Origin of the sequence: Acinetobacter sp. 479375 (genome assembly GCF_000581715.1) — a bacterium.
GTDB classification, from domain to species: Bacteria; Pseudomonadota; Gammaproteobacteria; order Pseudomonadales; family Moraxellaceae; genus Acinetobacter; species Acinetobacter ursingii.
Genome location: NZ_JEZN01000015.1, coordinates 1 through 22,021, shown reverse-complemented (window position 1 = coordinate 22,021; position 22,021 = coordinate 1). Strand labels below are relative to the sequence as shown.

General features: G+C 37.9%; 22 protein-coding genes, 1 rRNA gene and 1 pseudogene. 7 read left to right on the top strand and 17 right to left on the bottom strand.

The features are described 5' to 3' along the window. Nucleotides 1-73: 73 nt before the first annotated feature. The gene (locus J500_RS12125; protein WP_034699853.1) at nucleotides 74-1,786 is read left to right on the top strand and encodes an electron transfer flavoprotein-ubiquinone oxidoreductase; all 1,713 of its coding nucleotides are present in this window, start codon (nucleotides 74-76) and stop codon (nucleotides 1,784-1,786) included. A 337-nt stretch (nucleotides 1,787-2,123) separates the two neighbouring features. On the opposite strand, the gene J500_RS12120 is transcribed toward J500_RS12125, so the two are convergent. The 6 genes from J500_RS12120 to J500_RS12095 all read right to left on the bottom strand — a co-directional run bounded on the left by J500_RS12120 (nucleotide 2,124) and on the right by J500_RS12095 (nucleotide 5,301). Then, a complete protein-coding gene (locus tag J500_RS12120) occupies nucleotides 2,124-2,483 on the bottom strand; it encodes a YidH family protein (RefSeq protein ID WP_004997808.1) in 360 nt (119 codons plus the stop codon). Between the two features lie 3 nt (nucleotides 2,484-2,486). Continuing rightward, on the bottom strand, nucleotides 2,487-3,365 hold the full coding sequence (locus J500_RS12115) for an MBL fold metallo-hydrolase (RefSeq protein WP_004997807.1): 879 nt from the start codon (nucleotides 3,363-3,365) through the stop codon (nucleotides 2,487-2,489). A 5-nt stretch (nucleotides 3,366-3,370) separates the two neighbouring features. Then, nucleotides 3,371-3,781, bottom strand: a complete 411-nt coding sequence (locus J500_RS12110; protein WP_005004336.1) for a DUF6691 family protein — start codon at nucleotides 3,779-3,781, stop codon at nucleotides 3,371-3,373. Beyond that, on the bottom strand, nucleotides 3,778-4,197 hold the full coding sequence (locus tag J500_RS12105; RefSeq protein ID WP_034699850.1) for a YeeE/YedE family protein: 420 nt from the start codon (nucleotides 4,195-4,197) through the stop codon (nucleotides 3,778-3,780). Before J500_RS12105 ends, J500_RS12110 begins: the two co-directional genes overlap by 4 nt. Before the next feature lie 99 nt (nucleotides 4,198-4,296). Next, nucleotides 4,297-5,043: a zeta toxin family protein gene (locus tag J500_RS12100; RefSeq protein WP_034699849.1), complete on the bottom strand. Its 747-nt coding sequence runs from the start codon at nucleotides 5,041-5,043 to the stop codon at nucleotides 4,297-4,299. A 6-nt stretch (nucleotides 5,044-5,049) separates the two neighbouring features. Continuing rightward, nucleotides 5,050-5,301, bottom strand: coding sequence for a hypothetical protein (locus tag J500_RS12095; RefSeq protein WP_004987632.1), 252 nt, complete (start codon nucleotides 5,299-5,301; stop codon nucleotides 5,050-5,052). Between the two features lie 220 nt (nucleotides 5,302-5,521). Here J500_RS12095 and J500_RS12090 point away from each other — a divergent pair, with 220 nt between their 5' ends. The 3 genes from J500_RS12090 to J500_RS12080 all read left to right on the top strand — a co-directional run bounded on the left by J500_RS12090 (nucleotide 5,522) and on the right by J500_RS12080 (nucleotide 8,831). Next, nucleotides 5,522-7,132 carry a purine-cytosine permease family protein gene (locus J500_RS12090; protein WP_034699847.1) on the top strand — a complete coding sequence of 537 codons (1,611 nt, stop codon included), beginning with the start codon at nucleotides 5,522-5,524 and terminating at the stop codon, nucleotides 7,130-7,132. A 143-nt stretch (nucleotides 7,133-7,275) separates the two neighbouring features. After that, nucleotides 7,276-8,019: an HD domain-containing protein gene (locus J500_RS12085; RefSeq protein ID WP_034699845.1), complete on the top strand. Its 744-nt coding sequence runs from the start codon at nucleotides 7,276-7,278 to the stop codon at nucleotides 8,017-8,019. Nucleotides 8,020-8,024: 5 nt separating this feature from the next. Beyond that, on the top strand, nucleotides 8,025-8,831 hold the full coding sequence (locus J500_RS12080) for an alpha/beta fold hydrolase (RefSeq protein ID WP_034699843.1): 807 nt from the start codon (nucleotides 8,025-8,027) through the stop codon (nucleotides 8,829-8,831). Here J500_RS12080 and J500_RS12075 read toward each other — a convergent pair. Then, nucleotides 8,828-9,727: a LysR family transcriptional regulator gene (locus J500_RS12075; RefSeq protein ID WP_034699860.1), complete on the bottom strand. Its 900-nt coding sequence runs from the start codon at nucleotides 9,725-9,727 to the stop codon at nucleotides 8,828-8,830. The genes J500_RS12080 and J500_RS12075 overlap by 4 nt on opposite strands. A gap of 113 nt (nucleotides 9,728-9,840) precedes the next feature. On the opposite strand from J500_RS12075, the gene J500_RS12070 reads away from it, so the two are divergent. Both J500_RS12070 and J500_RS12065 read left to right on the top strand, forming a co-directional pair. Beyond that, nucleotides 9,841-10,269 carry a CidA/LrgA family protein gene (locus tag J500_RS12070; protein WP_034699839.1) on the top strand — a complete coding sequence of 143 codons (429 nt, stop codon included), beginning with the start codon at nucleotides 9,841-9,843 and terminating at the stop codon, nucleotides 10,267-10,269. Then, nucleotides 10,266-10,958 carry an LrgB family protein gene (locus tag J500_RS12065; RefSeq protein ID WP_034699836.1) on the top strand — a complete coding sequence of 231 codons (693 nt, stop codon included), beginning with the start codon at nucleotides 10,266-10,268 and terminating at the stop codon, nucleotides 10,956-10,958. Before J500_RS12070 ends, J500_RS12065 begins: the two co-directional genes overlap by 4 nt. Before the next feature lie 9 nt (nucleotides 10,959-10,967). On the opposite strand, the gene J500_RS12060 is transcribed toward J500_RS12065, so the two are convergent. The 8 genes and pseudogenes from J500_RS12060 to ybaK form a co-directional block, all read right to left on the bottom strand. Further along, nucleotides 10,968-11,705: an adenosylcobinamide-GDP ribazoletransferase gene (locus J500_RS12060; RefSeq protein ID WP_034699833.1), complete on the bottom strand. Its 738-nt coding sequence runs from the start codon at nucleotides 11,703-11,705 to the stop codon at nucleotides 10,968-10,970. Nucleotides 11,706-11,708: 3 nt separating this feature from the next. Continuing rightward, a pseudogene (locus tag J500_RS12055) lies at nucleotides 11,709-12,314 on the bottom strand (histidine phosphatase family protein). 6 nt (nucleotides 12,315-12,320) lie between these two features. After that, on the bottom strand, nucleotides 12,321-13,373 hold the full coding sequence (cobT, locus tag J500_RS12050) for a nicotinate-nucleotide--dimethylbenzimidazole phosphoribosyltransferase (protein WP_034699830.1): 1,053 nt from the start codon (nucleotides 13,371-13,373) through the stop codon (nucleotides 12,321-12,323). Beyond that, nucleotides 13,370-13,903, bottom strand: a complete 534-nt coding sequence (cobU, locus tag J500_RS12045; RefSeq protein WP_034699828.1) for a bifunctional adenosylcobinamide kinase/adenosylcobinamide-phosphate guanylyltransferase — start codon at nucleotides 13,901-13,903, stop codon at nucleotides 13,370-13,372. Before cobU ends, cobT begins: the two co-directional genes overlap by 4 nt. 3 nt (nucleotides 13,904-13,906) lie before the next feature. Then, complete coding sequence (locus tag J500_RS12040; RefSeq protein ID WP_034699826.1) at nucleotides 13,907-14,536, bottom strand: 2'-5' RNA ligase family protein; 630 nt, start codon at nucleotides 14,534-14,536, stop codon at nucleotides 13,907-13,909. Between the two features lie 87 nt (nucleotides 14,537-14,623). Continuing rightward, complete coding sequence (gene mtlD / locus J500_RS12035) at nucleotides 14,624-16,765, bottom strand: bifunctional mannitol-1-phosphate dehydrogenase/phosphatase (protein ID WP_034699823.1); 2,142 nt, start codon at nucleotides 16,763-16,765, stop codon at nucleotides 14,624-14,626. Between the two features lie 247 nt (nucleotides 16,766-17,012). Next, nucleotides 17,013-18,608, bottom strand: a complete 1,596-nt coding sequence (locus tag J500_RS12030) for a histidine-type phosphatase (RefSeq protein WP_392389568.1) — start codon at nucleotides 18,606-18,608, stop codon at nucleotides 17,013-17,015. Between the two features lie 120 nt (nucleotides 18,609-18,728). Next, nucleotides 18,729-19,196 (bottom strand): Cys-tRNA(Pro) deacylase, encoded by a 468-nt coding sequence (ybaK, locus tag J500_RS12025; protein ID WP_034699817.1) that lies wholly within the window; start codon nucleotides 19,194-19,196, stop codon nucleotides 18,729-18,731. A gap of 223 nt (nucleotides 19,197-19,419) precedes the next feature. Here ybaK and J500_RS12020 point away from each other — a divergent pair, with 223 nt between their 5' ends. Then, nucleotides 19,420-19,971: a lytic transglycosylase domain-containing protein gene (locus J500_RS12020; RefSeq protein ID WP_371863732.1), complete on the top strand. Its 552-nt coding sequence runs from the start codon at nucleotides 19,420-19,422 to the stop codon at nucleotides 19,969-19,971. Between the two features lie 165 nt (nucleotides 19,972-20,136). Here the strand turns inward: J500_RS12020 and cysK are convergent, their stop codons facing one another. Together cysK and rrf are read right to left on the bottom strand one after the other, a co-directional pair. Beyond that, nucleotides 20,137-21,135: a cysteine synthase A gene (gene cysK / locus J500_RS12015; protein ID WP_034699811.1), complete on the bottom strand. Its 999-nt coding sequence runs from the start codon at nucleotides 21,133-21,135 to the stop codon at nucleotides 20,137-20,139. A 564-nt stretch (nucleotides 21,136-21,699) separates the two neighbouring features. Next, a 5S ribosomal RNA gene (gene rrf / locus J500_RS12010) occupies nucleotides 21,700-21,814 on the bottom strand. Between the last annotated feature and the right edge of the window lie 207 nt (nucleotides 21,815-22,021).

The window sequence follows — 22,021 nt, the reverse complement described above, 5'->3', positions numbered from 1 at the left end:
CATTAAAAAGCCTTGTCTTATTAAAAATAACAAATTAAAATATCGACAAGCGAAACTAAATTTCTTTTTTATTATGGATAATTTTGAACGAGAATCAATGGAATTTGATGTTGTCATCGTTGGTGCAGGCCCTGCGGGTTTATCTGCTGCGATTAAAATCCGTCAATTAGCCATTGAAAATAATCTGCCTGATCTTTCTGTCTGTGTGGTTGAAAAAGGCTCTGAAGTAGGTGCACACATTCTTTCAGGTGCAGTACTTGAACCACGTGCGATCAATGAACTCTTTCCAAACTGGAAACAAGAAGGCGCTCCATTAACTGTTCCTGTTACAGATGATGAAACTTATTTTCTTCTATCTGACACAAAAGCACAAAAAGTTCCGTATCGGATGGTTCCAAAATCTATGCATAACGAAGGAAACTATGTCGTTTCTTTGGGAAATGTGGTGCGTTGGCTAGGTCAAAAGGCAGAAGAACTCGAAGTCTCTATTTTCCCAGGCTTTGCAGCTGCTGAAATTCTTTATCATCCAGATGGTATGGTAAAAGGCATCCAGACTGGTGATATGGGGATTGCTAAAGATGGCGAAACTACCCCTCATTTCACACCCGGTTATGAGCTTCATGCTAAATACACCTTATTCGCTGAAGGCTGTCGTGGACATTTAGGAAAGCGCTTAATTAGCAAATTTAATCTGGATAAAGATGCGGATCCGCAACATTACGGTATTGGTATCAAAGAATTATGGGAAATTGATCCTGAAAAACACAAATCAGGTTTAGTGATGCATGGTACGGGTTGGCCATTATCTGAAACAGGTACTGCGGGTGGTTGGTGGTTATATCACGCTGAGAATAACCAAGTCACTTTAGGTCTGATTGTGGATTTATCTTATGAAAATCCACATATGTATCCATTTATGGAAATGCAGCGCTGGAAAACTCATCCAACGATTAAACAATTTTTAGAAGGCGGTAAGCGAATTTCCTATGGCGCGCGCGCGGTCGTTAAAGGTGGTTTTAATTCTCTGCCTAAACTAACATTTCCGGGCGGATGCTTAATTGGCGATGATGCTGGCTTTTTAAACTTCTCAAAAATCAAAGGTTCACACACGGCGATGAAATCTGGCATGTTATGCGGAGAAGCTGTATTTGAAGCGATTGCTGCGGGTGTTGCCAAAGGTGGCGATTTAGCCATTGCTCGCGTAGTGGAAGGCGATGATCATTTTGATAAAGAACTGACTGCCTATACGAACAAATATGATAATTCTTGGCTGAAACAAGAATTATATCAAGCACGTAATTTTGGTTCTGCCATGCATAAGTTTGGTCAGTGGATTGGTGGTGCATTTAATTTTATCGATCAAAATGTTTTTAAAGTTCCTTTTACTTTACATGATTTAAAACAAGATTTTGCTGTACTAAAAACTGTAGATACAGCAACATTTAAGCCGGATTATCCAAAGCCAGATGGTAAATTAACCTTTGATCGTTTGTCTTCGGTCTTTATCTCCAATACTGTACATGAAGAAAATCAACCTGCGCATTTGAAACTTACTGATCCATCAATTCCTGTAAACATCAATTTACCGAAATGGGAAGAACCTGCTCAACGCTACTGCCCTGCGGGTGTTTATGAAATTATGGAAAATGATGATGGTTCTAAACGTTTTCAGATCAATGCAGCCAACTGTGTACACTGTAAAACCTGCGATATTAAAGATCCATCACAGAACATAACATGGGTTACGCCAGAAGGTGGTGGTGGTCCAAACTACCCAAATATGTAAATCTTGGGGTCATTCTTGCGAAGCTATAATCACTTCTCATACCCTAACATGTCATTTGTTTCCGAAGATGTAACATTCGGCTGATGCTTGTGAAGCTTTAATAATTTTTCATACCTTATGCAATGTGCATTATATCTATATTGCATCGGTATGAAATTGACTTAAACCAGTTATCAGTAAATATGCTGACGTTTCAAAATATGGTCACCAATAAATACGACCAAACCAAATATATAAGTTTGAACGATTTCAGACTTATATATGCACACTAATCATTATTAGTGCTTTATATCATTTTTTAGGTAAGCATAGTCCCCAAGGGGGCTATGCTTAAAAATTACATCCAAAAAGAAATAATTAGCAGAATCGCACTGAGTATCGTGAAGTAACTTAATACAATAGGTAAATTGGTTCGATAACCTTCAATCATTTCTAACGGCGTAAGTGACTTCAGTGCAACTCGATACTGAATAATCGATAAGATACTAATGATTAATCCCAAAACGATCACCAGTACACCGAGCCAGCGATTAAATAAAATCTTATCGTGATAGCGAACAGGATCAATCAGATGGATTAACAAGGTCGATTTTTCGATTAAAAATCCAAATGCAATTAAAGCGAGGCTACTTCTATTCCATGCCAATAAGGTTCGTTCAAGAGCAAGTAATACACGGGGATCTTCTAAATTTGACATGACTCAGACTTTAAAATAATTCAATGGTAACTTTAAATAAGATTGACCATTCGATTCAGCCAAGGGAAACTTTCCAGCATCCATATTGACCTGAATAGCGGGCAAAATCAGTTTCGGCATTGCAAGTGTAGCATCCCGAGCCTCTCGCATTTTAATAAAATCTAATTTTGCAGTCGTCTGATCAATATGAATGTTGAATTGCTTTTGTGTCTTTACATCAGTTTCACCGATAAAATATTCACGTGTTTCTGGTAAATAATCATGACACAAGAACATCCGCATGGTTTCGGGCAAATCATATAATCGCTGAACTGAATCATAAAGCTGTGCTGCACTTCCATTTGGAAAATCACAACGTGCTGTACCATAATCTGGCATAAACAGTGTATCTCCCACAAATACAGCATCCCCTATCACATAGCTCAAACAGGCAGGCGTATGTCCTGGAGTGGGAAGGTTATACGCATCTAAATGACCAATACTAAAATACTCATTGTCAGCAAATAAATAATCAAAACTCTGATGCAAGTTAAAGTATTTGATATCCAGATTGTAAATTTGACTAAAGGCTTGCTGAACAATAGATATTTTATTACTCATGGCAATTTTGCCACCGAGTTGCTTTTTTAGATATTGTGAAGCAGTTAAATGATCGGCGTGGACGTGAGTTTCTAAAATCCATTCTATGCTTAGGCTATTTTCATGAACATAGTGAATGACTTTATCTGCCTGAGTAGTAGACGTTGTGGCCGAAGCCGCATCATAGTCCAGTACACTATCAATAATCGCGCTTTGTTTAGTATCTGGGTCACTTACCACATAGGTAAAAGTATGAGTCGCTTCATCAAAAAAACTTTTAATCAACGGTTTCTGAGTATTCATATTTTTTAAACACCTCTTATTTTCCGATGAAGTATCATGCCAATCAACATTGCTCCAATAAAATATAGAGCCTGAGCATATCCGAGTCCAATTAAGGTTAACGCGGGAGCAGGACAAATTCCTGCTATCCCCCACCCAATACCAAAAATCAACGATCCTACAATTAAATCTTGATCAATTTGATGATTCTGAGGTAACTCAATTTTTTCTTTGAATAATGTTATTGGATGTCTTTTTGCTCTTTGAAATGGAATAAATGCCACTAGAATTGCACCGATCATCACAAATGCCAAACTTGCATCCCATGTGCCGAATATATCTAAAAAAGCGAGGACCTTTTCAGGGTTAGACATCCCTGAAATTATTAGACCCAATGAAAAAAGAGAGCCAAATAAAAAAGCAAATATATTTTTCATGATAGGCATTCCAGTAAATGACGCATCACATAAACTGTAACAAAGCCTGCAAACATAAATATGATTGTTGCGAATATTGAACGTTTCGATAAACGACTTATTCCACAGATACCATGCCCGCTGGTACAACCCGACCCCAGACGTGTACCAAAACCGACCAATAAACCCGCAATGATTAATTGATAAGGATTGGAACTGATCTTAATCTGTGGTGCATAAAAATAAGAAACAACGAACGGCGTAATCAATAAGCCAAGTAAAAACCAGATTGCAGGTGTTTTGGCTATTGTTTTAGGATTTATCACCTGTGCAAGTAAACCACTGATGCCTGCAATGCGACCATTCACATACAGATAACCAACGACGGCTATTCCAAGTAATACACCGCCCAAAAAAGCCAACAAGAAACTATGCATGGTTTTAGCTCAAACAATATATAAAAACATAATATATTTTTATGTAATTTAACCAATGCACGTTTGACTCATTTTTCAATTGATTAAAATCGCATCTAACTACATAAATTCGTTGAATACACGATCTACAAACCATTTAGGGAAATGTTGCAAGTTCTTATTTAATTTTAAAGTTTCTGCTTTTTCAATTTCTGCTAAAAAAGATGCTTGAGTACCATCAGAAGAATTATCAAATATATAAGCTCGATCTGAGGCATCTATTGCATCTAATAGTAAATCCATACTTCTCAAATAGCGCGTTCGAATTTTATCTCTTGGAACATCGTGACCACCTTGACTCACGCGATACTGTACTCGACTGATATTGATATCAGGATCAACAGTAGAAACATAATAAAGATAAGTACGAAAGCCCTGTGCTTTAGCATGTTGAAGAAACTCAACCTTACTCCTATGCGACATGACTGTTTCAAAGGTAAAGCTAATTTTTAACTCAATAAATTGAATACGAATATAATCAATAATTCTTGCTGCTAAATATGAATCAATTTCACTTGCTTCAAAAGCAATTTTTCCATTTGCTAAAATAATCGGATTGCTAGTCAGTAAAGGCATCATTGTCTGATTCACTTTACGTTTTTTTGATTTTAGAAAATCGATAAGCTGCTGACTTTCAAGTGCTTCATGAAAATCTGTCAATGAAAAGCAGTGATCCTGAACGAGTTGTTTTTCCAGTTCATCGGCATTTAAATACGCACCAATATGTCGCGGTAATAAATAATCTTTAATAGTGCTTTTACCCGATCCATTTGGACCTGCAAACATCCTTATTCTGGGTTGTGGCATATAAAATTAAAATGCCACTTTTTTCTTACGTTTCAATGTCGTTTCTGACACGGCGATGTCAGTATAATAAGATGAAATATTTTTCAGGATTTGTGTCTCGCCATTGCAGGATTGCTTAAGCAAATACTGGTCTTTGGCATACACTACAGAAGCTGATTGTGAAGCTTGACAAAAAGCATGACGAAAAGCCTCCACAGCAAGATGCGGAATCATTTCTTCCTCTCTTAAACTGGCTTTCATGGGAACAAATGCTGTCATGCTTAATCTCCCGTATTGATTAAATACGTTTCTAGTTATCTTAGCATAATTTTGAAAATTGTCTATTTGACCACCATTTTTCTGATTTATAGATTATTTATTCTATTCAGTCTAAGCCATTCATATTTTACTCTTTGCTTACAGCTCATCAGATTGATAATGAGATTGGCACATTGCTTGCTTTATGCACCATATTACCACTCAAATAAGGTCATAAAGAATGCACGACACATCAGTAACGGATTCTTTTGATGCAACCAAACCCAATAATGCAGCAAATGAAACACTTGAAGATTATACATTACGTTATGCACCGCATAGCTTTCGTCGCTGGAGTCCCAAAGTAGTCGCCATCACGGCGCTTGGTGGTATTGCATATCTTGCAGATTTCTCTATTGGTGCAAGTATCGGGATGACTTATGGCACGACCAATGCAATTTATTCGATTTTATTCGCTGCTATTATCATCTTTATCACAGGTATTCCTCTTGCCTACTATGCTGCCCGCTACAATATTGACCTCGATCTGATCACTCGTGGTGCAGGTTTTGGATATTTTGGTTCAGTCATTACCAGTATTATCTTTGCAAGTTTTACTTTTATCTTTTTTGCGCTTGAAGGCTCCATTATGGCGCAAGGGTTATTGCTTGGACTGGGTATTCCTTTGTGGGCAGGTTATCTTATTTCTACGATTATGGTCATTCCTTTAGTCATCTACGGCATGAAAGCCCTAAGTAAGTTACAAGTTTGGACAACTCCAATCTGGCTGATTTTGATGATTGGCCCTGTGGCTTATTTGATTCATAAAGAACCTAATCTGGTTGGTTCTTTTGCGACTTATGCAGGTAATAGTGGTTATGCGCCTATGGATATGGCAGCAATCATGCTCGGTGCTGGTGTATGCTTATCGCTAATTATGCAGATTGGTGAACAAATCGACTACTTACGCTTTATGCCAGCCAAAACTAAAGAAAATAGTAAATCTTGGTGGGCAGCAGTCATTTCGGCTGGACCAGGCTGGGTCATCTTGGGTGCGATTAAACAAATTATTGGTGCATTCTTAGGTTTTTACTTATTGACCAAATTACCAGGGATTAATGCGACTGAGCCTGTACAACAGTTCAATGCGGCATTTCATGACATGTTACCGGGCTGGTTAGCTTTAGCATTGGCAGTTATCTTGGTGGTGATTTCTCAAATCAAAATTAACGTGACCAATGCTTATTCAGGTTCTTTGGCTTGGACAAGTGCTTACACTCGTATCAGCAAAAAATATCCGGGTCGTATTGTATTTGTATTAGTCAATCTAGCTGTTGCACTTGCGCTCATGGAAGGCAACATGTTTGCAGTACTCGGTAAAATTCTAGGCTTTTACTCAAACTTCGCAATCGCTTGGGTCGTTGTCGTTGCAACGGATATTGCTATCAATAAATACTTATTAAAGCTTTCACCTAAACAGCCTGAATATCGCCGTGAAATGCTGTATGACTTTAATCCTGTTGGTTTGGTGGCTTTTGGTGCAGCAGCAGGTTTATCGATTGCAGCTTTCTTCGGTTTATTAGGTGATTTCCTTTCTTCTTATTCTCCACTGATTGCTTTGATCGTTGGCTTCGTACTTACCCCTGTCATGGGCTTACTGACTAAGGGTAAGTATTATATTAAAAAGCATGATGATGGGATCAATGAACCGCGTTTTGATGCTGAAGGTACCCCAGTTGCGACCGTCTATGCGTGTGTAGCTTGTGATCAAGATTATGAACGTCCAGATGTGATGTATTCACATCAGCATAACGGCGTGATCTGCTCACTATGTAAAACGATGGAAAAATAATGAGTCCTATAACTAAATTGTATTAGCAGAATAAAAATTTAACTGAGCCCTGAATTGTCAGGGCTTTTTTATGACTGAATGGACTTGATTTTAATCACCGCAAAAATTAGAGTAATTACTCTAATTTTAATGGAATTATTATAATGCTAGGATCGTATCATTGGGCGCAAGAAAAACGTGGTCAAATGACTTTAAAAGAAAAGCTGTATCTTCTACAGAAAACATTCATCCCAACCACGCAGCATTTACTACAACACGTCTTGCCGAAACAACGAGAAACAATTTTTATTGATTTTAACAAGATTATTTTACCAGACAGTACTTTAGTCAAAGCAGCAATTGAACAACTTGAAGAAACCCAAAAAACCTCTTTAATTTATCATTCATGGCGGAGCTATTTTTGGGGAATCGCTTTTAGCCAAATTCATGGATGGCAATATGACAATGAAGCTTTTTTAGTGGCTGCCCTTTTGCACGATATTGGTTTAATTGATCAACATAAAACCTCGAAATGTCAGTGTTTTACTCTTAATAGTGCAATGCAGGCTGAACAACTTTGTAAGTATCACCATTATCCAGAAAATAAGATTAATTTAGTTACCAATGCAATTTGTATGCATATGAATGGCTTTACCGATTTGAGTCAGCCTAAAGAAGTGATCATGCTACAAAAAGGAACCAGCTGTGATGTGATTGGATCAGAACTCCATCTCATTGATAAACAATTCCAAAAACAATGTCTGGAAAACTATCCTCGTGAAAAATTTAACACTTCTTTTAAAGCATATATTCAAGAAGAAATAAAACGTCATCCACATTCTAGAACGGCGTTTTTGAATAAATTAGGTCTCAGCACCTTGATTCAACTTAGTCCATTTAAGGAATAAAATATATGGAATGTATTCAAAAACTTATTTACTTTCCAAAATCAGATGGGATTTATGCCAAAGTGAATATCATCAATCAATATGCAAAAACGATCATTATTCTTCCTGCTATCGGTGTTGAAATTGATAAATATCAAAAACTGATCAGGGGTTTAAATACGAAGGGATTTAATACAATAGCAGCTGATTATCCCGGATGTGGCAGAAATATCCCAAAAGTTTCTAGTCACTTTGATTATGGATATAGAGATTTATTGCAAGATTTTATTCCGCAACTTATAAACTTAGCCCCACAACCTCATTCACAACAAAACGTGGTACTACTTGGACATAGTTTAGGTGGGCATTTGGCTACATTGTATAGCCAACAACATGACGTTACAGTGATTGGGATCGCAACAGGCAATATTGGACTACATTATTGGGATTTAAAGGGTAAGATTCAAATCTTAAAAGCAATCTCAGTCTTTAGTCTTCTCATTCAAATTTACGGTTATTTACCAGGAAAAAAGGTTGGCTTTGGCAATAAAGAAGCAAAATCTCTTATTCAGGATTGGTGTAAAACTGGACTGTCAGGAACATATGATCATATTTTAAAGCCAACTCATGTTTCAGATAACCAAGCTCTTTTTATTCAAATGAAGGGCGATGAATGGGCACCAATGTCCTCATTAATGGGCTTAACTCAATATTATAGTCATCCTCAAATTAAACAGCTCGATTTAAGACCAAGTCTACAAGGCAATCAGCATAGCGTCTGGATTAAACAGCCAGAACAAGTCATCAATGTTATCCAAAACTGGCTTAACTAAAAACGAATTTGATCTTGATGTGCTTTAATAATACTTAACCATGCTTTAGTCGCAGCGGTCATCGGTACAGAAGTATTCCATGCCATACTTAATGTCCAACGCAAAGAAGTATTGGCTAAAGGCGTAATATTAAACTTACTTTGATCAAGTTGTTCACAATAGATTTGTGGCAATAACGCAATGCCCATCGAAAATTCAACCATTTTGGCAATAAAATCCCATTGGCTACTTTTACATACAATTTTTGGCTGAAATCCTTCCACCTGTGCCGCCTGAATAATCAGGTTATTCAAGGTAAAACTATCGTCATATAAAAGAAAAGATTCTTCTTTTAAATCAGCTAAGCTCACCTCTTGTATATTTTTCCATCTCGAATGTTTCGCGGACAATAAACACAAAGATGAATCTACGATCGGAATTTCTGCAAGAATAGGATTGTGATTACTTAAAAGCACACCTACATCAAGAGTTCGGTTGAGAATTGCTTCTGAAATGGCATTTGATCCCACTTCCATAAATTGTAATTCAATATCAGGATATCGTTTATGAAACGATGCGATCAGTGAGGTAAGCAACACCGAGCCCAAAGGTGGTACACCCAAAGTCAATTTTCCTTTTTTTAAATGTTTTATATCTTCTAATGTTTCATAAATTTTTTTCTGTTCATCCAATATAGTAAGCGCATGTTGATAAATTTGCTGACCCGTATATGTCAGTTCCACTTCACGTTTACGCCCTGCTTCCCCTTTTTTAAATAAGGTCGTAGCTAACTCCTGTTCAAATGCAGCAATGGCTTTACTGACGGTAGGCTGCGTCATATAGAGTTGCTCCGCTGCTGCCGTAAAACTTTGGCTTTGTACAATTTGTACAAAAATCTTTAGGGTTTTAATATCCATCAACAACCATTCCATAAAAGCATAATTAATTTTTTATTATTCATAATATGGCATAACAACTCCATTTACAATTGTTCTATTCCAAACACATCATAGAGTTTATAGGTGATCCCTTGTCTTATTCCAGCCTTGCATATTTTGCCAAAGTGATCATCCAGATTGGTTTATTACTTATTTTCTGGTGGATTGGATCACTCTTGCAACAAGCATTAAATCTGCCTGTTTCAGCAGGCGTTATTGGGCTTTTTCTAGTTTTGATCGGGCTTGTAAGTGGTGTGTTTAAATTGCAGTGGATTAAAACTGGTTCGGATTTCATGCTAGCCGAACTCGTGCTGTTTTTCATTCCTTGTGTTGTGGGACTGATCAACTATAAAAGTTTATTTATAGCTGAAGGCTGGCAATTAATAACTGCAATTGTGCTCAGTACTCTGTGTGTCATGGTATTCACCGCCTATACCGTACATTTTTGCTTTAAATTGGAATCACGACTCAAACAACGCAGCCAAGATAAAATGCTACTTCAACATGAGCTAAAATCATGAATATTGCCTTGATATGTTTTGTTGGAACACTTTTGGGTTATATCTTGGCCAAACCCATTTATCGTCGTTTGCCTTATTTACCTTTTGCACCTGCAATTTTAGTTCCTTGCTTGATTATGGTTCTACTCATGATTTTCCATGTGCCTTATACCACCTATATGCAGGATAATCACTGGATCGTATGGATGTTAGGACCAACCACAGTAGCATTTGCGATTCCGATTTATGAATACCGCGATATCATTAAACAACATGCATTGTCTATTTGTATGGGTATTATCGTAGGAATGGCGGCAGGTATGCTGAGTGCTTTTTATCTGGCGCGTTTGTTTCATTTTGATCAGCAAACCACTTATAGTCTCATGTCTCGCTCGATTTCTACGCCTTTTGCCATGGAGCTCACGCAACATATTGGCGGTTCGGTTGAATTGGTGATTTTGTTTACCATTTTGACTGGCATTGTAGGTATCATCTTTGGCGATCTTATTTTAGCTGGATTAAAGCTCAAGTCTTATTTGGCCAACGGCGCTTCTCTGGGCAATGCTGCGCATGGTTTTGGTACAAGTAAAGCATATATGCGCAATAAGCAAGAAGGTGTTATTGCGAGTTTAACCATGGTATTGGCAGGCATTTTTATGGTCATTACAGGCCCTTTTCTGGTTCATGTTATTGTTAAGTTACTGGCCTGAAAACATTGATCAATAAAAGCCGCTTAAAACAAAGCTAAGTAATAAAGCTGTTTCTAGTAGTTCAATACTTGCTCCGATGGTATCACCTGTGATGCCATCAATACGTTTGATAAAAAGATGTCGCAAATAAATCAATCCCGTCACAAAAACAAGTAAGCTTAAAACACCTTGTAATTTCCAGTAGATCAAACTGAGTAAAACCATCAAACTTATCAGCCAAGCACTTTTTTTAGGTAAATCCTTAGCTAAGTGCCGTCCCAGACCATTTTCACGAACATAGGGTGTGGTGAGCAATAAAATTAATGGCACAACTCGCCCGAGCAAAGGCACAACAATCAAAAATAGCGCTAAGTGTTGCTCAAGTAACAGATAAATACAGACCCATTTAAGCAAACAGACTGCGATCAGACTTAACACACCAATCGGCCCACAACTTGGATCTTTCATAATCTCAAGGGTACGTTGTTTATCACCAAAACCACCCACCCATGCATCAGCTGTATCTGCCAAGCCATCCAAATGTAAACCACCTGTTAGCCAAATCCAGATGATTAAAATAAGACTTGCGCTCAAAAGATGCGGAACTGGACTCAGCAACCAACTCAAACTATATAAAATCAGACCGATCAGTAAACCAATCAACGGATAATATAAAACAGATCGCGCATTTTCAGTCTGATTGGGTATCCGTGATAATTGAACAGGAATTACGGTCAAAAACTGTAGTGCAATCCAGAATGGCAACATACGTTATTCCTCGGATATCTGTAACTGTTGCTGATCATCCAGAGTGATTTTAAAGCGATACATTTGCCCTAAACTTGCCTGCATTTTCAGCAGATCGTCCAATGGCTGGTGTTGCGCCAAACAACGCAACAACTTGATTACACCGCCATGCGTGACCAATAAGGCATGCTCATGTTGCTGTATTTGCATCTTTTCAATGACTAAGAATAACCCTTGTTGAATGCGTGATTGAAAATCTAATAAACTCTCGCCATTCGGAGCCGTATATTGGGTGGGTTGCTGCCAAAAATTTGTAAGTAGTTCAGGTGACTATTGATAGATCTGCGCTGTACTGATCCCTTCCCAATCTCCAAAATACATTTCCTTAAAATTTGCATCCATATCACAATTCAGATTCGTTTGTGCTGCAAACCTTTGTGCAAATGCAGCACAACGTTGTAAGGGTGAAGTAAAAACCACTTGCCATGCAGAGGGCTGCATTTGCTCAATCGTGGTCTGCATTTGCTGCCAACCTGTTGGTGTCAATGCATCGTCCAGATGACCACGTAAAGTATGGCTCAATGTCGTTTCACCATGACGTAACACATCAATGATCCACACTTTTTGCATGTTGTTTTATACCTGATCGCCTGAAACTGAAGCTTCGGCAAAAGTTGCCATTTGGTTGTGTAAGGCACAGGCCAATTGAATGACACCCAACGCTGCCCCTGCACCACTACCTTCACCTAAACGTAAATTTAAGTTTAATATCGGCTGTGCATTTAGTTCAGCTAAAACACGACGATGCCCATATTCAGCAGATTGATGTCCAAACAACATCCAGTTTCGCGCATCAGGATTTAAACGCACGGCACAAAGTGCTGCAACCGAACTGATAAAACCATCAATCACCATCGGCATACCAAGTTGTGCGCAGCGAATATATGCTCCCGTCATGGCTGTAATTTCTAAACCACCGACTGCTGCCATTATTTTCAAGGGATCATCTTGTATATGGGATTTATGCAATGCAATTGCCTGATCGATCACCTGCTTTTTATGCTTTAGCTTTTCAGCATCTATACCTGTGCCAACGCCTGTCAATTGCTCTGCATCTTCATCTAATAATAAACAAGCCAAAGCTGAGGCTGAACAGGTATTCCCAATTCCCATTTCACCTGCAACAAAGATATCAGCCTGCGCTTGAACTGCGTGTTGTACGCTATTGCGACCCAAATCCATGGCTTGCTGACATTCAATTTCTGTCATTGCAGATTCAATTGCAAAATTTGCGGTTCCAGCACGAATGCAATGCGTTTCTACACCCTCATAACAATAAGATTCACCCACCGTACCACAATCAATCACTTGTAAATTGGCAGCATATTGTCGTGCGATTACACTGATACACGCACCACCTGTCGCAAAATTTTGTAGCATTTGTCGCGTCACTGCCTGCGGATAGGCTGAAATATTTTCTTGCATCACCCCATGGTCGCCTGCAAAAATAGTAATCCACGGTTGATTCACATGCGGATGAGTTGTGCCTTGTAATGCAGCCAGTTGTATGGCGATCAACTCTAAATCACCCAATGAACCCGTTGGCTTAGTCAATTGTTGCTGGCGTTGCATAGCAGATTGTTTGGCTTGCTCATCGATGGCTTTAACTGGTTCTACCCACCAACTCATGATTTTTCTCCTTTCAGTAACATTGGGAATCCTGCGACACAAAATTCGACCTTATCTGCGATTTTTCCTAGACGCTGATGTAACCGTCCAGCTTCATCAACAAAACGACGTGTCATTTCCCCCATCGGCACAACACCCAAACCTGTTTCATTACTCACTAAAATAATATCTGATTGAAGTCGTGGTAAGAGCTCAAGCAAGTCCTCGCATGCTTGAGTTTGCTGGCTATACTGTGGATTGCAATCATCTAACAATAGAAGATTGGACAGCCATAAAGTCAAACAATCAATCAAAATGATCTGTTGTGGTTGATCAATCATCTTAAGTTGCTGAGCCAGTGCAATGGGTTCTTCAATGAGTCGCCACTCACTTGGTCGCTGCTCACGATGATGGTCTATACGCTGTTGCATTTCATCATCCAGTGGCCGCGCAGTTGCAATATAAGTCACAGGATGAGACAGCGCTTTGGCAATAGCCTCTGCATGTCGACTTTTACCTGAACGCGCGCCACCTAAAATGAGATGTATCATAGATCAATCCAGTTGTAAGCAATAAAGAGAATGTAGAGGGCCTTGTAATTGTTGAGCATCATAATAGCCAAAATGAAGCTGATTGATGGTTATTTTTAAATTAATCTCTGGGCATTGCCGCATACGGTCAAGAATTACATGACTGGAATAAGCATCACGATATAACCCAAGCGTAATATGCGGATGATATTGCAAAGCTGCAATTTCCTGATGCTCATCAAGTTGAAGGTTTCGTCGCAGATCAATGAGATGATTTTTTTCATCTCGAATATCAGCAAATAAAGCACTGCTAAAACTATTTAATTTACTGATATTCAGTTGAAATGCAGTTTGTTTTAAAAGTTGTCGGCGTTGCTGCTCAAACCAATCTATACAAAAATCATCATTATAAACAGGGTATTGCTGCGTCAAAAAACCACAAATATACAGTGTTATATGATATTGGCGTTGCGAATTGGGCAATAACAGATCTGAAAAAGAAGCTTGTAATTGATCGAGTTTTGCAACCAATTCTGGATATTGATCACGCTCAACTAAAATATACCAAAGTGCATAGATGCTACGTCCATGATGCCATTCGGAATAATCACGATGCAAAGTTGGAATGACACAACCATTTGGCTTCAAATACAAGAAAAAAACACTAAAAATCAGAATGCTTTATTAAAGCATGATTTTTGGTGGGATCACTAAAATGATGAGATCAGTTTTGCGCGTGAGTTAAGCATATGAAGACTTTATCTCTTCAGGCAAAGCAAAACTTTTGAATTGTTTTAAACACGAAGGATATTCCATGAGTTGATCAAGATGCTGCTGTATGCTCTGCTCAATCTTTTTCTTTAGAGCATGATCTAAATCAAGTTGGACAATATTTGACTGCAAATGCTCGGTGATATTTTCAAGACTCATGTCTAACGTCTCGATCACATAAAAATAGCCCAAACTTGCCCCCCATAACAAACTCTCGATGGGTTGATCAAATTTAAGATTGTTGGCAATAGAGCCCATAACCCGTTCATTATGATTCAGCTTGCGCAAAGGATCACGTGCCACGCGCTGACACGGATCTTTGTAAGCATATTGACACGACAATACAAAGCTCTTGGCTAGTCGATCCAAATCTTTCGCTCGTTTTGGCAAACAGACGGAAAGTCCTTGCTTGATCTCGTGAACTAAATGCTCAACCAATGACTTTACCCGCGCATCTCCCATTGCTACCCCAATGGTTTCATGTCCCAATAACGAGGCATACCACGCCAACACGGCATGTACGCCATTCCATAGTCGATTTTTAATGAGTTGAATATCGGCAATATTATCCACCACAATCATTTGTCGCATTTTAGCCAACAATGGGCTGTTATTTTCGACATAGATCGGCATATCCGTTTCACTATTAAATAAAATCAGGTCCATCGTCTGCAAAATATGACTCGGCTGAAAATTACGTCGCATATCATCAATATATAAAGAGGCTTGATGTTCCTGCTCAGATGAAAGCTTACTGGTATCTTCAATTTCGACATTTTCATCTTCAACATCAGACTGATATTGTTTAAAAAAATTGTATTTAATTTTGAGCTGACGATATAGATTTTGTTCAGATAACTTAGAGACCATACGGTTGACAACCGTATCACAGAAATAATGTTGTCCGATAATTTGATCGGCAATTTCCACGTTGGATAATGCGATCAATTGCTCCCGAATATGAGCTAATACTAAGGTTTTAGCTCCTACTTTATTTAAAATAATCAAAAAAGTGAGTGGACGTGTATTTTGCATGACTTGTGAAGCAAAACGCGCATAGAGTCCTTTCGCAATAATTTTTGCCTCACTGGGAATCGCATGTTCAGGCAGACACAGCGCTATCAAAGATGATTCCAAATACATATCCAGCATATGCTGTTGATGGTCTGTATCAATCACTGACATATATTCAATTCGTTCATCATAGGAAACTTGGCCATAACGAATGCAATAGGTGCCAAAGGCATTGACTGCTTCACGATATAAACTGTTACGCGTTGAGGCAATAATGCGTTGCGGACGCGTATACCCATCCCAATGCGATAAAATCTGTGCAATGTATCCGCCACCAATTGCACCAAAACCGTGAATCCCAACTGTTAGCTGATTCAAGGTCTGCGGAAATGCTTCCTGTAAAATCGGCATCTCCATCGCAGGGACATATTGATCTAAATCCTCTAAACACTCATACATAGTCTCAAAGTAAAAATCGGCTTTAGACAGCATATTGTCATTTGGTGCTTTGATATCTTTGAGCAAAATGGTCATGCCACCTGCTGCATGTGCAGATGTGATTCCATTTTCAGAATCTTCGAACATCAGGCACTGTGAAGTGTCCAGATTTAATTTTTCTGCGGCTTTCTCAAAAATTTCAGGATGTGGTTTGCCATGTTCAACTTCATCACCACAAACCAGCACATCAAAGAATTTATATACATTGGCATTAATCAAATATTCTTCTGCTATTGCGCGGCGGCTAGATGTTGCAACAGCCATACGTAATCCAGATTTTCTTAAACGTTCTAAGACCTGAACCAAACCTTTTTTAATAGGAACGCCTTCTTTACGTACCATTTCCAGTTCAAGTTGATCGGCACGCTGGCGAATTTCTTGGTATGGAATATCTAAACCGTATTGTTGTTGAGCCAGTTGCTCTGCTGTTTTAGCACTCAAGCCTAAACATTGCATTAAATATTCATTGGAAAATGCTTGTCCAATCAGCTCTTGAGATGCCTGTTTCAATGTTTGAAACCGTAATCGTTCAGTATCAAACATTGTTCCATCCATATCAAAAAGTGCAGCTTGAACAGCAGAACCATGAAAAATCAGCATCCATTTACCTCTATTTATTTATAATTCACATATTTAGGGTATACAAAAAATGTGCAGAATAACGACTTATTTAATAAATGAAACATTTTTGAATGTTTTTTAATCAAACGTTTTCTAATTGTGCACCGAAAGCTTATTTTATTATTTAAATTATTGATTTTTATTTTGAATTATGAAATTAATAAAATTAAAGATATCATTCACTTTGTAATGATATCCCGAATAAAATTTCAGTGATCAGATACTGTTAGTTAATACTGTAGCACTGCTTAAGTTTTTGATAATCATAATAAAAACTTGTTGAATTATAACGAGCATAATCACAACTTGACTTAAATAAAGTTTCTTTCTCGTTATACAACATTTTGACCAAAGTAGAACCCTGTGCATTTTGATAAATATCCCATTGCATATTGGCTGCCATAGGTGAAACATCCTCACCACGCCAAGTGCTTGAACTATAACTATAGGTCTGATTTAGGGCTAAAGGTGTCATCATTACTTTTAATTCAAATGCCGTTGCAAGGGGTATAATGATTTCAGCATGGGCAAATCGTAACACAGCTTTATGTTGCTGTTGTTTATTGATAACCTGATCTACCTGAGCAAAGAAATCCTGTTTAAGTCCCTGTGCAATATTGCTGGTCACTTGATTGGACTCAGTAAAGCTTGGACCTTTTTGGTAAAAATCCTGTGCATCATTATATTCTGCATAAAATTTGGCAGCATCTATTGGCATATATTTTGTAAAATCTGTATTACCTAATTCTTTTTTCATCCCGGGTGCAATTGAATACAGCTCATAGAGATAAGCTGCTGCATCCACGGTACTGGCTATGGTGTTTTTGCCTTTTCCTTTTTCAGTAAATTGAGTACCATCTAAAGCTGTTGCAGTAAATGATCCAGTATTACTAAAAGTATAGCCTTGGCTACCTAATTTCTGAATAAACTCATTTTTAAACAATGGCGTCAGTACTTTCAATGCAATTTGCTGAGCGTTGTTATTATTCGATAATTCTTGTAATTTCTGTTTTAAATTTACATCATTTTCTTCAAAATCCTGATATTTCAGACTGGCATCATAGATACTTTGTCTAAGGGGTGAATTCATTTGGCTCAAATCTGTCGCTTTATTTAGACTATGGAAATAAAGTAAAAAGCGATCAACCCCTTGATCGTCAATCGACGGATTACTGTTACTATCTAAACTCGTATAACTTACTGGACGAATTTTTTCTTTAAGATCTGGGCGTTTCGTGATCAATTCACTGGTAAAGAATTTGGCACTATCCACTGCACGATCTACACCAGAACTTTGTACAGCAATATCCATTTGCTCTAACGCTGAGGTATTAAATAATGATGGTAATCGCTGTAACAAACGATCAGCAATTCCGCGATGTTCCTCAATACCTAATTGGCTTTCATTGCCATAGCCAGGCTGACGAATTCCAGACACGCCATACCCCAACAAGATATTGGCTTTCATCATTGCTTCAATATCAGCACCAAGCTGTTCACCGAGTGGTGTTAATGCATGATCAGCTTTGGCTTGTTTCCATAGGTTATAAAGCGCCAAATCGTACTTGATGCTAGATAGACCACGCGAACCATGACGAGCAACCAGCTCGGTGAAAACAGGCTGAAATCCTGTTGGTACACTCTGATAGCTATTTAAATCTTGCTGTGGTTTATAAGGTGTTTTAGTTTGAACATAGGCTGAATTTTCTACTGTTGCAGAATGCTCAGACGTGCTGACGTTATCATCATGATCATTACAGGCACTTAAAACAAGTATTCCGCTCGCTGCCATGAAAAACTTCAATATGTTCTTAGTCTTCATTGAATTCAGTCATTAAAAATTTTGACTTAAAATATCTGGCTTCAATGACGATTGGATGACAACCACCCTAAAATTTAAACTAAACAATATTAATGGCTTATCTTGATCTTTCTTCAAAAATTATTGATCGAGAATATCAACGAATTGCGCATCTAATATTTTTGCAATCGCTTGTGGTGCTACTCCAATATCTAAACCACGTTTTCCACCACTGATATATATTTTTGTTTTCATTTCAGCAGAAGTATCAATGACAGTTTTAAGAAGCTTTTTCTGACCAAGTGGACTAATTCCTCCCACTAGATAGCCAGTCAGTCGTTCTGCATCTTTCGGATCTGCCATATGTAACTTTTTACATCCCAATGCTGCCGCAACTTTTTTTAAATTTAATTGATGATGAACAGGCAACATTGCGACAAAGTGATTTTTATCATCGGTGACCAGCAAGGTTTTAAAAACTTCTTCCACATCCAGATTTAGCTTCTCTGCTGCTTCCAAACCAAAACTTTTTGCATTGGGATCATGTTCGTATTCATGCGTACTATATTCAATTTTATTGATTTTAAGTAACTTACAGGCTGGGGTCATAATCTTTATATAAGCATGTTATTAAAGTTTGAATTTTATAATAGTTTCTCTAGGAAAAAAATTAAATTTACTTAGGCTATTTAGATATTGATCACCTTGCAAATTGTCACATCACTTTTGTTGACGCTATGGCAATGACAAATTAAGATTTTTCAACTTGAATATTTATTGATGGTACTTCGTTTTGCAATTGCTTGATACTTTTATAAATGCTAATCGCCTGATTTTCGATAACTACAAAATTACATTGTCTAAATTATTCCTTGTAAGTAGTTTAGGTCTTTTTTTTACGGGTTGTACGACACTTGGTCCCAATAGTGGTTCTTTAGAAAAACGTTCAAATAAGCTCTCAAGTGGACTACAAAAAGCTTATGCTGTTTCACCATCTACGGCAAATCGGTTATCTCCCATGATTATCCAAAGTGCTGATCGCTATGAAGTTCCGCCCTTACTGATTGCTGCCACTATTCGTCAGGAATCAAACTACAATTCTTATGCACGTTCATCTGGCGGAGCTGTAGGTTTAGCTCAAATTATTCCAAGTTACTGGAGACAAGCCTGTCCTGGTAATCTGGCCGATGAATATAATAATATTCAATGCAGTGCCTATATTTTAGGACATTATAATGAAATGGCTGGAAGTTGGTTCAAAGCTAGTGCTTATTATAATGTTGGCCCAACGGGATATAAGTCTAGCTTTTGGACACGTCACAAAGCCAAAAAATATGCACGTTCAGTGAAACGTTTTGAAAAATCCCTAAAGAAAGAACTCTAATAAAAAGTTCTAATAAACTTGAGATTAACTAATCGTCGAAATTTCATTTTATTTAAAAAAAGGAACCTAGAATGTAATATATTCTAAGTTCCTTTTTAGTGACTTCATTTAACTGAGGCTATAAAAAACACTAGCTCGCCTAAGATCGAATTTGCCGAAAATAATTTATTCTTCAAATAAACCATCAAATAACACAGAAGATAAATAGCGCTCACCACTATCAGGCAAAATTACCACAATGGTTTTCCCATTATTTTCAGGACGCTGGGCAATTTTTGCAGCAGCAGCAAGAGCTGCGCCACTTGAAATACCCACCAGAATTCCTTCTTTAGTGGCACAGTTACGCGCCCATTCAATTGCCTCTTCACTCGTAATCGGCATCACTTCATCGACAATATTTAAATCCAGATTTTTAGGAATAAAATTGGCGCCAATGCCTTGAATTTTATGTGGTGCTGGTGTAATGCTCTCACCACGCTTAGTTTGACTAATAATCGGTGACTCCGCAGGTTCAACTGCAACTGAATAAATTGGTTTATTTTTGATATTTTCAAAGAAATGTGAAATACCAGAAATTGTCCCACCTGTCCCCACGCCTGCCACTAAAATATCAACATTTCCATCCGTCGCTTCCCAAATCTCTGGCCCTGTGGTTTGTTCGTGAATTTTAGGGTTGGCAGGGTTTTCAAATTGTTGAGGCAAGAAATAGACATCAGGTTGCTCAGTCGCTAAACGTACTGCTTCATCAACAGCACCTTTCATCCCTTTTGCTGGCTCAGTAAGCACTAAATTTGCACCAAAAGCTTTCAGCACTTTACGACGCTCAAGACTCATACTTGCAGGCATAGTCAATGTAATTGGATAGCCTTTTGCGGCTGCTACAAACGCCAATGCAATACCTGTATTTCCACTGGTCGGCTCAACAATATGCATCCCAGCTTTCAACACACCACGTTTTTCAGCATCTGCAATTAAAGCAGCACCAATACGGCATTTTACTGAAAATGCAGGATTACGGCTTTCAACTTTTGCCAATACTGTGGCGCCTGACTGAATAATACGATTAATGCGAACTAATGGGGTGTTACCAATCGCCTCTGCATTATCAGGATAAACCGCTATTCCTAAATTGGCAGGCGCTTTAAATTGTTGATCGGTAGACATATTATTTCCTTATTAGATTTGGAATGATTCTGAATTATTATAGGCTTGTCAGCTAAGGAGAAAAGCAAAAATGTTAAGATTTATAGAAAATTATTGTTATAAATTTTGATCCCCAAATAATCAGAATAGCTATCTACTACATAGAAAATAACTTAAATTAAATGCTGTTATTTTACATTCAGGCAAACAATACTGTAAGTTTTTACACCTTTTAATATAAATAATGTCTGAAATAAACTGAATATTTTTCTTCGCTAATCTCTATTTGCCACCAATAAAGCTGTTCCGGTTGTATAGGTTCAATCTCAGTGAACTATCGCATAGATGCTACTGATTTTGGATTAACGTTTTGCTTAAATAAAAGATCTGGAGGCAAAATAACTTGACTAACGTATTTGCATAAAAGTATCTTTATCCTATTGATTAAGCTTTCTATCAGCTCCTAATAAGCAACTAATTTGATAATCTAAGGATTAAAATATATACAAAATAAATGGGTATATAAATTTTTCCCAATAAAAAACACTCCCTCTGCATAAGCGGAGGGGGTATTTAGTATTTAAAAGCTGGCGATGACTTACTCTCACATGGCTAACGCCACACTACCATCAGCGCGAAGAGGTTTCACTTCTGAGTTCGGGAAGGGATCAGGTGGTTCACTCTTGCTATTGTCGCCAGCAAACTGTTGTGGTGCTTTGGGGTCTTATTCACATTACTTAATAATGTATGCCTTACTTACGGACCAAAGAGTTATTAACGGATTGGAAATTGAGTCGGTATTGTAACTAGTTTATTGACTAAATCAAGTTTTCGTATCGAATTTATCTTGAATACAACAACTGTTTGGGTGTTGTATAGTCAAGCCTCACGAGCAATTAGTATTGGT